Origin of the sequence: Pseudomonas sp. B6002 (assembly GCF_013385985.1) — a bacterium.
GTDB lineage: Bacteria > Pseudomonadota > Gammaproteobacteria > Pseudomonadales > Pseudomonadaceae > Aquipseudomonas.
The window spans coordinates 1-14,934 of sequence record NZ_JACAOY010000036.1 but is presented as its reverse complement, the minus strand read 5'-3'; the positions used below and the strand labels follow the sequence as shown (position 1 = coordinate 14,934).

Genomic DNA, 14,934 nt, shown 5'->3' with positions numbered 1-14,934 from the left:
CCGACCTCCCCTCTCATCGAACCGGGGCAAAATTGCCTCGATCCGACGAATGGGGCTGCCAGGGCCCGGACTTATTTATCGCAGAACTCAGTTACCGCTAGAGTTCAGCGCTTCGGTCAGTGCAGCTTCCACTTCACTGGCGCTTACGCGCAACGGCTTGTCAGCATCACGGCGACGCTTACGCTCGCTGTGGTAAGCCAAACCGGTACCGGCCGGGATCAGACGACCCACAACCACGTTTTCTTTCAGGCCGCGCAGGTAATCGCGCTTGCCGGTTACCGCTGCTTCGGTCAGTACGCGAGTGGTCTCCTGGAAGGAGGCCGCCGAGATGAACGACTCGGTCGACAACGACGCCTTGGTGATACCCAGCAGCACGCGAGTGAACTTGGACACGAATTTGTCTTCGTTCGTCAGGCGCTCGTTTTCCACCAGTACGTGAGTCAGTTCCATCTGGTCGCCCTTGATGAAACTGGAATCGCCGGATTCAGCGATTTCAACTTTACGCAGCATCTGACGCAGAATGGTCTCGATGTGCTTGTCGTTGATCTTCACGCCTTGCAGGCGGTAAACGTCCTGGATCTCGTTGACGATGTACTTGGCCAGCGCACTCACACCCAGCAGACGCAGGATGTCGTGTGGATCGCTCGGACCGTCGGAGATAACTTCGCCGCGGTTTACCTGTTCGCCTTCGAACACGTTCAGGTGACGCCACTTCGGAATCAGCTCTTCATACGGATCACTACCGTCGTTCGGGGTAATGACCAGACGGCGCTTGCCCTTGGTCTCTTTACCGAACGCGATGGTGCCGCTGACTTCAGCCAGAATCGACGCTTCTTTCGGACGGCGCGCTTCGAACAAGTCGGCAACACGCGGCAGACCACCGGTGATGTCACGGGTCTTCGAAGTTTCTTGCGGGATACGCGCGATAACATCACCGATCGCGATCTTCGCACCATCCGCTACACCGACCAGGGCGTTGGCTGGCAGGAAGTACTGAGCGATAACGTCAGTGCCTGGCAGCAACAGATCCTTGCCGTTGTCATCAACCATCTTCACGGCTGGACGGATGTCTTTACCGGCAGCTGGACGATCTTTAGCGTCGAGTACTTCAATGTTGGTCATACCGGTCAATTCGTCAGTCTGACGCTTGATCGTGATGCCTTCTTCCATGCCCACGTAGGTCACGGTACCTTTCATTTCGGTAACGATCGGGTGAGTGTGCGGATCCCACTTGGCCACGATTGCGCCAGCGTCGACCTTGTCACCTTCTTTAACCGAAATCACAGCACCGTACGGCAGCTTATAACGCTCACGCTCACGACCGTAGTCATCAGCGATTGCCAGCTCACCGGAACGGGACACAGCAACCAGGTGGCCATCCACTCGCTCAACGTGCTTCAGGTTGTGCAGACGGACGGTACCGCCATTCTTCACCTGAACGCTGTCGGCTGCAGAAGTCCGGCTTGCCGCACCACCGATGTGGAACGTACGCATGGTCAGCTGGGTACCCGGCTCACCGATGGACTGGGCAGCAATAACGCCGACCGCTTCACCGATGTTCACCTGGTGACCACGAGCCAAGTCACGGCCGTAGCACTTGGCGCAAATGCCGTAGCGGGTTTCGCAGCTGATCGGCGAGCGAACGATCACTTCGTCGATGCTGTTGAGTTCGATGAACTCGACCCACTTTTCGTCTACCAGGGTGCCAGCAGGAACGATAACTTCCTCGGTACCCGGCTTGAATACGTCACGGGCAATAACACGACCCAATACGCGCTCACCCAGCGGCTCTACAACGTCACCGCCTTCAATGTGCGGCGTCATCAGCAGGCCATGCTCGGTGCCGCAATCGATCTCGGTTACAACCAGATCTTGTGCAACGTCTACCAGACGACGAGTCAGGTAACCGGAGTTAGCGGTTTTCAACGCGGTATCCGCAAGACCCTTACGAGCACCGTGAGTGGAGATGAAGTACTGGAGTACGCTCAAACCTTCACGGAAGTTCGCAGTAATCGGCGTTTCGATGATGGAACCGTCCGGCTTGGCCATCAGGCCACGCATACCGGCGAGCTGACGGATCTGCGCAGCAGAACCCCGTGCGCCCGAGTCGGCCATCATGTACATCGAGTTGAAGGACTCTTGGTCAACTTCGTCGCCGTGACGGTCGATGACTTTCTCTTTCGAGAGGTTGGCCATCATCGCCTTGGAAACTTCGTCGTTCGCCTTCGACCAAAGGTCGATTACCTTGTTGTACTTCTCGCCCTGGGTTACCAGGCCGGAGGCGTACTGGCTTTCGATCTCTTTCACTTCGTCGGTGGCAGCACCGATGATGCGGGCTTTTTCATCCGGGATAACGAAGTCGTTAACACCGATGGAAACGCCGGAAATGGTCGAGTAAGCAAAACCGGTGTACATCAACTGGTCAGCGAAGATCACGGTCTCTTTCAGACCAACCACGCGGTAGCACTGGTTGATCAGCTTGGAGATCGCCTTTTTCTTCATCGGCAGGTTGACGACGTCGTACGACAGACCTTTTGGCACAACTTGATACAACAGCGCACGGCCGACAGTGGTGTCGACGATACGGGTGTTGGTCACGCTGCCACCATCACGGTCATTGACGGTTTCGTTGATCCGCACTTTGACCTTGGCGTGCAGTGCGGCTTCGCCGGCACGGAACACACGGTCAACTTCTTGCAGGTCAGCAAACACACGACCTTCGCCCTTGGCGTTGATCGCTTCACGGGTCATGTAGTACAGACCCAATACAACGTCCTGCGACGGAACGATGATTGGCTCACCGTTGGCTGGCGACAGGATGTTGTTGGTCGACATCATCAACGCACGCGCTTCCAACTGGGCTTCCAGTGTCAGCGGTACGTGCACGGCCATTTGGTCGCCGTCGAAGTCGGCGTTGTACGCAGCACAGACCAGAGGGTGCAGCTGGATAGCCTTACCTTCGATCAGTACCGGTTCAAACGCCTGGATACCCAGACGGTGAAGGGTCGGTGCACGGTTGAGGAGAACCGGGTGTTCGCGAATCACTTCAGCGAGAACGTCCCAAACCTCTGGCAGTTCGCGCTCGACCATTTTCTTGGCCGCTTTGATGGTGGTCGCGAGACCGCGCATTTCCAGCTTGCCGAAAATGAACGGTTTGAACAGCTCCAGCGCCATCTTCTTAGGCAGACCGCACTGGTGCAGACGCAGGGTCGGGCCTACGGTAATTACCGAACGACCGGAGTAGTCAACACGCTTACCGAGCAAGTTCTGACGGAAACGACCTTGCTTACCCTTGATCATGTCAGCCAGGGATTTCAGAGGACGCTTGTTCGAACCGGTGATAGCGCGGCCACGACGACCGTTGTCGAGCAAGGCGTCGACCGCTTCTTGCAACATACGCTTTTCGTTGCGCACGATGATGTCCGGAGCAGACAGATCGAGCAGGCGCTTCAAGCGGTTGTTACGGTTGATCACGCGGCGGTACAGGTCGTTGAGGTCGGAGGTCGCGAAACGACCACCATCCAACGGTACCAGCGGACGCAAGTCTGGCGGCAGAACCGGCAAAACGGTCAGCACCATCCACTCTGGCAAGTTGCCGGAACCCTGGAAGGCTTCCATCAACTTCAGACGTTTGGACAGTTTCTTGATCTTGGTTTCGGAGTTGGTTTGCGGAATTTCTTCGCGCAGACGGCCAATCTCGTGCTCCAGATCGATAGCGTGCAGCAGTTCGCGGACAGCTTCGGCACCCATGCGGGCATCGAAATCGTCGCCGAACTCTTCCAGCGCTTCGAAGTACTGCTCGTCGTTCAGCAGCTGACCTTTTTCAAGGGTAGTCATGCCTGGATCGATAACGACATAGCTCTCGAAGTAGAGAACGCGTTCGATATCACGCAGGGTCATGTCCATCAGCAAGCCGATACGGGACGGCAGCGATTTCAGGAACCAGATGTGGGCAACCGGCGAAGCCAGTTCGATGTGCGCCATGCGCTCACGACGAACCTTGGCCAGTGCAACTTCAACGCCGCACTTCTCGCAGATCACACCACGGTGTTTCAAGCGCTTGTACTTACCGCACAGGCACTCGTAATCCTTTACCGGGCCAAAAATCTTGGCGCAGAACAGGCCGTCACGCTCAGGTTTGAACGTACGGTAGTTTATGGTTTCCGGTTTTTTAACTTCACCGAACGACCACGAACGGATCATCTCAGGCGATGCCAACCCAATACGGATGGCGTCGAACTCTTCGACTTGACCCTGGTTTTTCAGCAAATTCAGTAGGTCTTTCAAGGCCTTTCCTCCTGGCGGAGCAGAGAGCGGGCTAAGCAGCCCCGCTCTCGATTCGCGTCACGTGTTATTCGGTTTCCAGATCGATATCGATGCCGAGGGAACGAATTTCTTTGATCAACACGTTGAAGGACTCGGGCATGCCCGGCTCCATACGGTGATCGCCGTCCACGATGTTTTTGTACATCTTGGTCCGACCGTTCACATCGTCCGACTTCACTGTGAGCATTTCTTGCAGAGTGTAAGCAGCACCGTATGCTTCCAGTGCCCAGACCTCCATCTCCCCGAAACGCTGACCACCGAACTGAGCCTTACCACCCAGCGGCTGCTGGGTAACCAGGCTGTACGAACCGGTAGAACGAGCGTGCATCTTGTCGTCTACCAAGTGGTTCAGCTTCAGCATGTACATGTAGCCAACAGTAACCGGGCGCTCGAACTTGTTGCCGGTACGGCCGTCGAACAGCTGCATCTGGCCGCTTTCTGGCAGGTCTGCCAGTTTCAACATGGCCTTGATTTCGCTTTCCTTGGCACCGTCGAACACCGGGGTAGCCATTGGAACGCCGCCGCGCAGGTTCTTCGCCAGATCCAGGATTTCCTGGTCGGAGAAGGTGTCCAGCTCTTCGTTGCGACCGCCGATCTCGTTGTAGATCTCGTGCAGGAACTTGCGCAGGTCTGCGACCTTGCGCTGCTCTTCGATCATACGGTTGATCTTCTCGCCCAGACCTTTGGCCGCGAGGCCCAGGTGGGTTTCAAGGATCTGACCAACGTTCATACGCGAAGGTACGCCCAACGGGTTGAGGACGACGTCGACCGGGGTGCCATTGGCATCGTGCGGCATGTCTTCAACCGGCATGATCACGGAGACCACACCCTTGTTACCGTGACGACCGGCCATCTTGTCGCCCGGCTGGATGCGACGACGGATTGCCAGGTAAACCTTGACGATTTTCAGCACGCCTGGAGCCAGGTCATCGCCCTGCTGCAGTTTGCGCTTCTTGTCTTCGAACTTGTCGTCCAGCAGACGGCGGCGATCGACGATGTAGGCCTGGGCCTTCTCGAGCTGCTCGTTCAGAGCATCTTCAGCCATGCGCAGTTTGAACCACTGGCCGTGCTCAAGACCGTCGAGGATTTCGTCGGTGATGTCCTGACCCTTCTTCAGACCTGCGCCACCTTCAGCCTTGTGGCCTACCAGAGCGGAACGCAGACGTTCGAAGGTCGCGCCTTCAACGATACGGAACTCTTCGTTCAGGTCCTTGCGGATCTCGTCGAGCTGGGTCTTCTCGATGGACAGTGCACGAGCATCACGCTCAACGCCGTCACGGGTGAAGACCTGTACGTCGATGACAGTACCTTTGGTGCCAGTCGGCACGCGCAGGGAGGTGTCTTTAACGTCGCTGGCTTTTTCACCGAAGATGGCACGCAGCAGTTTTTCTTCCGGAGTCAGTTGGGTCTCGCCTTTCGGAGTGACCTTACCGACCAGGATGTCGCCCGCGCCTACTTCAGCACCTACGTAAACGATACCGGCTTCGTCCAGCTTGTTCAGTGCAGCTTCACCCACGTTCGGGATGTCTGCAGTGATTTCCTCTGGGCCAAGCTTGGTGTCACGCGCCACACAGGTCAGTTCCTGAATATGGATCGTGGTGAAGCGGTCTTCTTGAACAACACGCTCGGACAGGCAGATGGAGTCTTCGAAGTTGAAGCCGTTCCATGCCATGAACGCGATGCGCATGTTCTGACCCAGAGCCAGTTCACCCATGTCGGTGGACGGGCCGTCGGCCATGATGTCGCTACGCTGAACGCGATCACCCTTGCTCACCAGCGGACGCTGGTTGATGCAGGTGTTCTGGTTCGAGCGGGTGTATTTGGTCAGGTTGTAGATGTCGACACCGGCTTCGCCAGTTTCAACTTCGTCATCGGCAACACGAACCACGATACGGCTGGCATCAACGGAGTCGATCACGCCGCCACGACGAGCCACGACGCAAACGCCGGAGTCACGGGCTACGTTACGCTCCATGCCGGTACCTACCAGCGGCTTGTCAGCACGCAGGGTCGGTACAGCTTGACGCTGCATGTTGGAACCCATCAACGCACGGTTGGCGTCATCGTGTTCCAGGAACGGGATCAGCGACGCTGCAACCGAAACTACCTGCTTCGGCGAAACGTCCATCAAGGTCACGTCTTCCGGCGCCTTGACGGTGAACTCGTTCAAGTGACGAACAGCTACCAGCTCGTCGACCAGGACTTTCTTGTCGTTCATCGTGGCCGAGGCCTGAGCGATCACGTGATCAGCTTCTTCGATGGCGGACAGAAACACGATCTCGTCGGTGACCAGTGCGTCTTTCACCACGCGGTACGGGCTCTCGAGGAAGCCGTACTGGTTGGTGCGCGCATAAGCGGCCAGGGAGTTGATCAGACCGATGTTCGGACCTTCCGGCGTTTCGATCGGGCAAACACGACCATAGTGCGTCGGGTGTACGTCACGAACTTCAAAGCCTGCACGCTCACGGGTCAGACCGCCCGGGCCCAGTGCGGATACACGGCGCTTGTGGGTGATCTCGGAGAGCGGGTTGTTCTGGTCCATGAACTGGGAAAGCTGGCTGGAACCGAAGAACTCTTTCACCGCCGCAGCCACCGGCTTGGCGTTGATCAGGTCTTGCGGCATCAGGCCTTCGCTTTCTGCCATCGACAGACGCTCTTTGACCGCACGCTCAACACGTACCAGGCCAACGCGGAACTGGTTCTCGGCCATCTCGCCTACGCAGCGAACACGACGGTTACCCAGGTGGTCGATGTCATCGACGATGCCTTTACCGTTACGGATGTCGACCAGGGTCTTCAGTACCGCGACGATGTCTTCCTTGCACAGCACGCCCGAACCTTCGATCTCGGTACGACCGATACGACGGTTGAACTTCATCCGGCCGACCGCAGACAGGTCATAGCGCTCAGGACTGAAGAACAGGTTGTTGAACAGGGTCTCGGCAGCGTCTTTGGTTGGTGGCTCACCAGGACGCATCATGCGATAGATCTCGACCAGCGCTTCCAATTGGTTGCTGGTGGAGTCGATCTTCAGTGTGTCGGAGATGAACGGACCACAGTCGATATCGTTGGTGTACAGGGTCTCGATGCGAACAACCTGGGCCTTGGCGATCTTGGCCAGGATCTCGGTGTTCAGCTCGGTGTTGCACTCGGCCAGGATTTCGCCTGTTGCCGGGTGAACGATGACCTTGGCGGTAGTACGACCCAGGACGTAGTCCAGAGGTACTTCCAGCTCTTTGATACCGGCTTTTTCGATCTGGTTGATGTGGCGTGCAGTAATACGACGGCCAGCTTCAACAATGACCTTGCCTTTTTCATCCTGGATGTCCAGGACGGCAATTTCACCACGCAGACGCGAAGCAATCAGCTCCAGCTTGAGGGTTTCATCCTTCAGGCTGAATACGTTGGTGGTGTAGAAGGCGTCCAGCACCTGCTCGGTGGTATAGCCGAGCGCGCGCAGCAGTACCGAGGCCGGCAGCTTGCGACGACGGTCGATACGTACGAACACGCAGTCTTTCGGGTCGAACTCGAAGTCCAACCACGAGCCACGGTACGGAATGATCCGCGCGGAGTACAGGAGCTTGCCGGAGCTGTGCGTCTTGCCGCGGTCGTGGTCGAAGAACACGCCCGGGGAACGGTGCAGCTGGGAAACGATCACACGCTCGGTACCGTTGATAACGAAGGTACCGTTCTCTGTCATCAATGGGATTTCGCCCATGTAGACTTCTTGCTCTTTGATGTCCTTGATCGCTTTGTTCGACGATTCTTTGTCGAAAATGATCAGGCGCACTTTTACCCGCAAAGGTACGGCGTAAGTAACACCGCGCAACACGCATTCTTTGACATCAAATGCCGGTTCGCCCAGGCGATAACCGACGTACTCCAGCGCAGCATTGCCGGAGTAGCTGATGATCGGGAAAACGGATTTGAAGGCCGCATGCAGGCCCACGTCGCGGAACTGATCTTTGGTCGCTCCCGCCTGCAAGAATTCACGATACGAATCCAGCTGGATAGCCAGAAGGTACGGGACATCCATGACGTCCGGCAACTTGCTAAAGTCCTTGCGGATACGTTTTTTCTCAGTATATGAGTAAGCCATCAGCGTTCCCCAGCTTGGTCACCTGCTTGTTTGGCCCCTCCGACGGGAGCAGCCAGAAAATCTTGCAAACCCCATGGTTTGCACCACCGCATCGGGTGGCTACAGCGCGTTAATGGCGGCGACCGAGTCGACAGCCAAGAACGGAAAAAGGCCGGTGGCAAGAGCCACCAGCCATCAGCCTTCAGCTTAACGCTTGGGCTGGAGACGCAAGGTCGATGCTTACTTCAGCTCGACTTTAGCGCCTGCTTCTTCCAGTGCTGCTTTGGCTTTGTCAGCTGCGTCTTTGGCAACAGCTTCCAGAACCAGGGCAGGAGCGCCGTCAACTACAGCCTTGGCTTCTTTCAGGCCCAGACCGGTCAGTTCACGTACTGCCTTGATCACGTTTACTTTCTTCTCGCCAGCTTCGGTCAGCATGACGTTGAATTCGGTTTGCTCTTCAACAACGGCAGCAGCAGCAGCTGGGCCAGCGGAAGCAGCGGCAGCGGAAACGCCGAATTTTTCTTCGAAAGCTTTGATCAGCTCAACAACCTGCAGAACCGACATTTCAGCTACGGCGTTGAGGATATCTTCTTGGGAGATAGACATTACTGTATTTCCTGAATTGGGGGACGGCCTACGAGGCCATCGAAATAAACAAAAATACGCGAGAGAAGTTGCTCAGCCTTAGGCTGCGGCAGCTTCTTTTTGCTCGCGAACTGCAGCCAGAGTACGAGCCAGCTTGCTGGTAGCGCCTTGAATCACGCTCATCAGCTGCGAAATGGCTTCGTCGCGGGTCGGCAGTGTTGCCAGTACGTCGATTTGGTTAGCTGCGAGGAACTTGCCCTCGAACGCAGCTGCCTTGATCTCGAACTTATCCTGACTCTTGGCAAACTCTTTGAACAAACGGGCAGCAGCGCCTGGATGTTCTGTGGAGAACGCGATCAGAGTCGGGCCAGTGAACACGTCGTTGAGAACACTGTATTCAGTGTCAGCAACAGCGCGCTTGAGCAGGGTGTTACGTACAACACGTACGTATACGCCAGCTTCACGAGCCTCTTTACGGAGTCCGGTCATAGCGCCTACTGTCACACCACGGGCATCAGCCACGACAGCGGACAGAGCAGCTTTGGCAGCCTCGTTGACTTCAGCGACGATGGCCTTCTTGTCTTCGAGATTAATTGCCACGGGTTTAACTCCTGCTTGTTACCGTTTCATCTGGCCGGAGCCGGATGTCGTTTTGGTGTCTGATTCGGTAAGGAACCGGGAGCACCATCTGCGTAGGCTTGTGGTTTAAGACTTGCGTCGCCTACGGTCTTGGATAGCCCCCGCCAGGCAGGGACCCCAATTTTTTTCAATTGGCGCAATCTCTCGCGCCAACTTGTGTCTTATACGTCCAACGAGCCTTGGTCGATGACCAGACCTGGGCCCATAGTGGTGCTCAGGGTAACGCGCTTGACGTAGATACCTTTCGAGGAAGCTGGCTTGATACGCTTCAGGTCAGCGATCAGGGCTTCAACGTTTTCCTTCAGCTTGACGGCGTCGAAACCGACCTTGCCAACGGAGGTGTGAATAATGCCGTTCTTGTCGGTGCGATAACGGACCTGACCAGCCTTGGCGTTTTTAACCGCGGTAGCTACGTCTGGGGTTACGGTGCCGACTTTAGGGTTAGGCATCAGACCACGTGGGCCCAGGATCTGACCCAACTGACCTACAACGCGCATTGCATCCGGGGAGGCAATAACTACGTCATAGTTCAGGTCGCCGCCTTTCATTTCGGCAGCCAGGTCGTCCATGCCAACGCGGTCTGCGCCAGCGGCCAGAGCAGCTTCAGCCGCCGGGCCTTGGGTGAAGACAGCAACACGTACAGTCTTGCCAGTACCGTGTGGCAGCACAGTTGCGCTACGAACGACCTGGTCGGATTTACGTGGGTCAACACCCAGGTTTACAGCAACGTCAACGGACTCGCTGAACTTGACAGTCGACAGCTCGGTCAGCAGGGCAGCAGCGTCTACAAAGTTGTAGGACTTGCCCGCTTCGATTTTGCCGGCGATAGCCTTTTGGCGCTTGGTCAGCTTAGCCATTACACACCCTCCACGTTAAGGCCCATGCTACGAGCAGAACCGGCGATGGTACGCACGGCTGCATCCATATCAGCTGCAGTCAGATCCGCGTTTTTGGTTTTCGCGATTTCTTCCAGCTGAGCACGAGTTACGGTGCCAACCTTAACGGTGTTAGGACGAGCGGAACCGCTAGTCAGACCAGCAGCTTTCTTCAGCAGAACCGAAGCCGGGGTCGACTTGGTTTCGAAAGTGAAGCTACGGTCGCTGTAGACAGTGATGATCACTGGAGTCGGCAGACCTGGCTCAAGACCCTGAGTACGGGCGTTGAAGGCCTTGCAGAATTCCATGATATTCACGCCGTGCTGACCCAGAGCTGGACCGACGGGTGGGCTTGGGTTGGCCTGAGCGGCCTTCACTTGCAGCTTGATGTAAGCGGTAATCTTCTTGGCCATGAGGCACTCCAATTACGGGTTCAAACGCCTCGAAAGGCTCCCCGGTTACTTGCGCGTTTATCCCAGTGACGACAAAACCCCACAGCCTAAGGCTGCGGGGTTGGGATGCTTGCTCAGCTAGACCTTCTCGACCTGACTGAACTCCAACTCTACCGGAGTAGAGCGACCGAAAATGAGCACAGCCACTTGGATCCGGCTCTTTTCGTAGTTAACTTCTTCGACAGTGCCGTTAAAATCAGCAAACGGACCATCTGTAACACGAACAACCTCACCCGGTTCGAACAACGTCTTCGGCTTGGGCTTGTCGCTGCCATCAGCAACACGACGCAGAATTGCTTCCGCCTCTTTGTCAGTGATTGGAGCAGGCTTATCAGCTGTACCGCCGATAAAACCCATAACACGAGGGGTATCTTTGACTAAGTGCCAAGTACCTTCGTTCATGTCCATTTGAACCAGCACGTAGCCTGGAAAGAACTTGCGTTCGCTCTTGCGCTTCTGGCCATTCCGCATTTCGACCACTTCTTCAGTGGGAACCAGAATTTCGCCGAAGCCATCTTCCATGCCTGCCAGCTTTACGCGCTCCAGCAAAGAGCGCATAACATGCTTCTCGTAACCCGAGTAAGCATGCACAACGTACCAACGCTTAGCCACGGGACACCCTTAGCCAACAATCAAGGAAACAAGCCAGCCGAGCAGGGAATCAAGCCCCCACAACAGCAACGCCATAACCAGAACAACAGCCACCACAATCAGGGTGGTCTGCGTAGTTTCTTGGCGAGTCGGCCAAACGACTTTACGAATTTCGGTGCGAGCTTCCTTTACCAGGACTGCGAAAGACTTACCCTTAGCAGTCTGCAGGCCTACAAAGGCAGCTACAGCAGCAAGAGCAAGCAATGCGAGCACACGGTACAGGATCGGCGAAGCAGAATAGTACTGATTGCCAACAACGCCTACGACCACCAACGCGACCACGGCGAGCCACTTGACCAGATCGAAACGAGAGCTTTGAGCTTCAGCCTTAGGAGTCATCTATGAAGATCCTGTGAAAAGAAAGCCAGACACACCACGTGAATCTGGCAGGTCAGGAGGGAATCGAACCCCCAACCTACGGTTTTGGAGACCGTCGCTCTGCCAATTGAGCTACTGACCTAAAACAAAATCAGGCCGACCATTATGCAGGCCTGAAAAAGACTTTACAACAACCAACCCCAAGAGACTTGAAATCACCCAGCAACAAAGCCAAGCACAACACCATCAAGCCGAGGCAGCTGTTAAAACAAAGGCAGATATTTTCATATCTGCCTTGTTATATGGAGCTCTTGAGCGGATTTGAACCGCTGACCTCACCCTTACCAAGGGTGTGCTCTACCAACTGAGCTACAAGAGCGAAACACCTTGCACAACCTGCAAACTTGGAGCGGGTAGCGGGAATCGAACCCGCATCATCAGCTTGGAAGGCTGAGGTTCTACCACTAAACTATACCCGCGGAGCTTGCAGCTCACGCTAAAAATGGTGGAGGGGGAAGGATTCGAACCTTCGAAGTCGTAGACGTCAGATTTACAGTCTGATCCCTTTGGCCGCTCGGGAACCCCTCCTAAGCGAGCCGGCATTTTACATTACGCCGACCTTCTGTCAAGCATTTTCTCATTTAAAAATATGAGGTTAGCTGCGTTGACCTTTGCTTCACCGTGTTGACCGTAAAGGTCTTCACTGCGAAGCGGGCGCCATTCTATGCAAACTATTCGAGAGATGCAACGCCTTCGCACAACATTATTTTATGTTTTAACTCATTGAATTCCTTAGCAAGGTTTTCAAAGGGCAGATCGTCAGCGAGGCGCCTGCTTTCAGGGGCAACACGAAGCCAATAACCCGAGACCTCCGACGTATTGAGCAATTGCATCTTGACCTTTATATCCAGACTGATGAGGCGCTGCTCAAGCACTGATGCTTGTCGCTGATCCGCAAAGCCACCCAGGTACAAGCAGGTATTCACCTCAGAGGCCTTGCCCCTGTCACGTTTTTGCACCGCGTCGGAGGACTCACTCAGCAGGCGGATATCCTGCTGAGAGCCCTTGTAGAGACTCAGAGGAGTGACATCCTTTGCCCGTAACGGCGCCTCTTGCTGATGCCAAATGTAGTAAAACGCATTGAGGACCAGTAAAAGTAGAAATAGCCAACGCATAAACACCTCAGGACAAAGGGCACGCCATCGCCAGACCAACAAATACCAGATCCGGAACAAGCCGAGCTTGAGGCACAGCCTCCGAAACGAGCTCGGCATCCCCGCCTGTGAGAAACACCGTGAACTCATCCCCCCAGTAACTTCGAGCAAGCTCCAGTTGAGTCAGCACGAACCCTCTCAGCATGAGCGTACAGCCGCGCTCGACTGCCTCTACGGTGGTACGACCTGGCGACAAGCGTGCCAATGCCTGCTCGGCGGCGGCATCGTCGTAACGTATCTTGCGGGTATGAGTTCGCAACTGGTTACGCATTAGCGGCATCCCAGGGCAGATGAAGCCTCCCAGGTGCTCACCATCCGCAGCAATAAAATCGGCCGTTGCTGCTGTACCGAAATCAAGCACCAGGCAGGCACTCGAAGCTAATTTGAAGGCACCGAGCATTGCCAACCAGCGATCGAGCCCGAGGCGCTCGAACTCCTCATACCCATTGCGAACGCCCGCCATGTCGCGGGCGGGCGCAGCGCAAGACACGACAACCCCAAAAGCCGCCTCCAAGGCCGCAACCAACTTGCTCGTTTCCTCCAAAGCCCGAACACTCACCAAACGACAGCGTGTCAGCAAGAGGCCTGGTATCGCTGACAGGCTATCTATCAACGCGACATCCGAACCGACGACGCCTTCCGCAAAAGCGCCTACCGCTGGCAAATCAAGCACACGCCACTTGATGAAGCTGTTCCCACAGTCGAGCTCAAGAATCATCACGCAACCTCAGGCTTAATTCACCACCGCTGTATGTCTTTTCGACACCCTCGACACTCAACCGCAATGCCCCCTGACGATCGACACCCAAGACCACCCCTTCAATATGGTTAACTCCGGCTATGAGGGAAACAGCTTTACCCTGCCACAAATGATTCCGCTCCCACTCTTCCTGGAGCGCGGAAAAGCCGGAAGCCTTATGCAGGTCCAGATAGTGCTGCAGCTGCTGGCCAAGCCTTGCAACAAGAAGGTTGCGATCAAGAGGAAAACCGGTTTCCAGTTGCACCGAAGACCACTGCTGATCAACCTCTGCTGCGTTCTGCATATTCACGTTGATCCCGATGCCCAGGACAACATGACAGATATCAGCGGGGTCTCCGACCAACTCAAGCAAAATTCCGGCAATTTTCTTCCGACCGACCAGAACGTCGTTTGGCCACTTCAAAGCCGCGCCTTGTACCCCCGACTCACGTAGAGCCTGCATGACAGCCAATCCGACGACGAGGCTCAACCCCTCTAACTGCCCCAGACCGCCCTCAATGCGTAACACAAGGCTGTAATACACGTTCTGTGCAAATGGACTGACCCACGCCCTCCCCCTCCTCCCCCGGCCTGCCGCTTGCTGCTCTGCGAGCACCAGGAACGGCGCGGCACAACCGGCCTCGACAAGGCGCAATGCTTCGGCATTGGTGGAGTCAATGGAGTCTGAAATATGAACGGGCCAGGCCGCAGTAGCCGAATTTGAAGCGATCTCCTCGGCATCCAAGAAGACCAGGGGGGATGCCAACTGATATCCCCGTCCTCGAACCTTATGGATAGGGAGATTCAATTCAGTCTCCAGATGCTGCAGCTGCTTCCAAACAGCACTGCGACTGACGCCAAGCGCAGCCCCCAATGCCTCTCCGGAATGGAATCGGCCATCTTTCAAGAGTTTCAACAACGTCAACATGCAAGTATCGCCTCACAATGAGGCACGCATGATAGCCATGCATAGAGCCATTGCATAGAAAGGCAGGGGATTGGCGCGAAAAGCGCGCGCAACAAAAGCATCAAATACTTTTCGACCGCCCAAAACAAA

The 14,934-nt window shown here is 55.7% G+C and carries 11 protein-coding genes and 4 tRNA genes; all 15 read right to left on the bottom strand.

The window, feature by feature from the left end:
* Positions 1-87 precede the first annotated feature (87 nt).
* Complete coding sequence (gene rpoC, locus HX792_RS28770; protein ID WP_016969474.1) at positions 88-4,287, bottom strand: DNA-directed RNA polymerase subunit beta'; 4,200 nt, start codon at positions 4,285-4,287, stop codon at positions 88-90.
* Between the two features lie 64 nt (positions 4,288-4,351).
* Positions 4,352-8,425 carry a DNA-directed RNA polymerase subunit beta gene (rpoB, locus tag HX792_RS28765; RefSeq protein ID WP_010206926.1) on the bottom strand — a complete coding sequence of 1,358 codons (4,074 nt, stop codon included), beginning with the start codon at positions 8,423-8,425 and terminating at the stop codon, positions 4,352-4,354.
* Between the two features lie 219 nt (positions 8,426-8,644).
* Positions 8,645-9,010 (bottom strand): 50S ribosomal protein L7/L12, encoded by a 366-nt coding sequence (gene rplL, locus HX792_RS28760; protein WP_176999250.1) that lies wholly within the window; start codon positions 9,008-9,010, stop codon positions 8,645-8,647.
* Between the two features lie 78 nt (positions 9,011-9,088).
* On the bottom strand, positions 9,089-9,589 hold the full coding sequence (gene rplJ, locus HX792_RS28755) for a 50S ribosomal protein L10 (protein WP_057005469.1): 501 nt from the start codon (positions 9,587-9,589) through the stop codon (positions 9,089-9,091).
* A 200-nt stretch (positions 9,590-9,789) separates the two neighbouring features.
* Entirely contained in the window at positions 9,790-10,485 is a 696-nt protein-coding gene (gene rplA, locus HX792_RS28750) for a 50S ribosomal protein L1 (protein WP_003176434.1), read from the bottom strand.
* A complete protein-coding gene (gene rplK, locus HX792_RS28745) occupies positions 10,485-10,916 on the bottom strand; it encodes a 50S ribosomal protein L11 (RefSeq protein WP_003176435.1) in 432 nt (143 codons plus the stop codon). Before rplK ends, rplA begins: the two co-directional genes overlap by 1 nt.
* Positions 10,917-11,033: 117 nt before the next feature.
* Positions 11,034-11,567 carry a transcription termination/antitermination protein NusG gene (gene nusG, locus HX792_RS28740; RefSeq protein WP_003176436.1) on the bottom strand — a complete coding sequence of 178 codons (534 nt, stop codon included), beginning with the start codon at positions 11,565-11,567 and terminating at the stop codon, positions 11,034-11,036.
* A 9-nt stretch (positions 11,568-11,576) separates the two neighbouring features.
* The gene (gene secE / locus HX792_RS28735) at positions 11,577-11,945 is read right to left on the bottom strand and encodes a preprotein translocase subunit SecE (protein ID WP_003194658.1); all 369 of its coding nucleotides are present in this window, start codon (positions 11,943-11,945) and stop codon (positions 11,577-11,579) included.
* A gap of 45 nt (positions 11,946-11,990) precedes the next feature.
* Positions 11,991-12,066 (bottom strand) — tRNA-Trp (locus HX792_RS28730).
* A 161-nt stretch (positions 12,067-12,227) separates the two neighbouring features.
* Positions 12,228-12,303, bottom strand: a tRNA-Thr gene (locus tag HX792_RS28725).
* Positions 12,304-12,329: 26 nt separating this feature from the next.
* Positions 12,330-12,403: transfer RNA gene (locus HX792_RS28720), tRNA-Gly, on the bottom strand.
* A 24-nt stretch (positions 12,404-12,427) separates the two neighbouring features.
* Positions 12,428-12,512: transfer RNA gene (locus HX792_RS28715), tRNA-Tyr, on the bottom strand.
* A gap of 143 nt (positions 12,513-12,655) precedes the next feature.
* The gene (locus HX792_RS28710) at positions 12,656-13,099 is read right to left on the bottom strand and encodes a hypothetical protein (protein ID WP_176999249.1); all 444 of its coding nucleotides are present in this window, start codon (positions 13,097-13,099) and stop codon (positions 12,656-12,658) included.
* A gap of 7 nt (positions 13,100-13,106) precedes the next feature.
* Complete coding sequence (locus HX792_RS28705; protein WP_176999248.1) at positions 13,107-13,856, bottom strand: pantothenate kinase; 750 nt, start codon at positions 13,854-13,856, stop codon at positions 13,107-13,109.
* Positions 13,846-14,805 carry a bifunctional biotin--[acetyl-CoA-carboxylase] ligase/biotin operon repressor BirA gene (gene birA, locus HX792_RS28700; protein WP_176999247.1) on the bottom strand — a complete coding sequence of 320 codons (960 nt, stop codon included), beginning with the start codon at positions 14,803-14,805 and terminating at the stop codon, positions 13,846-13,848. Before birA ends, HX792_RS28705 begins: the two co-directional genes overlap by 11 nt.
* Positions 14,806-14,934 lie beyond the last annotated feature (129 nt).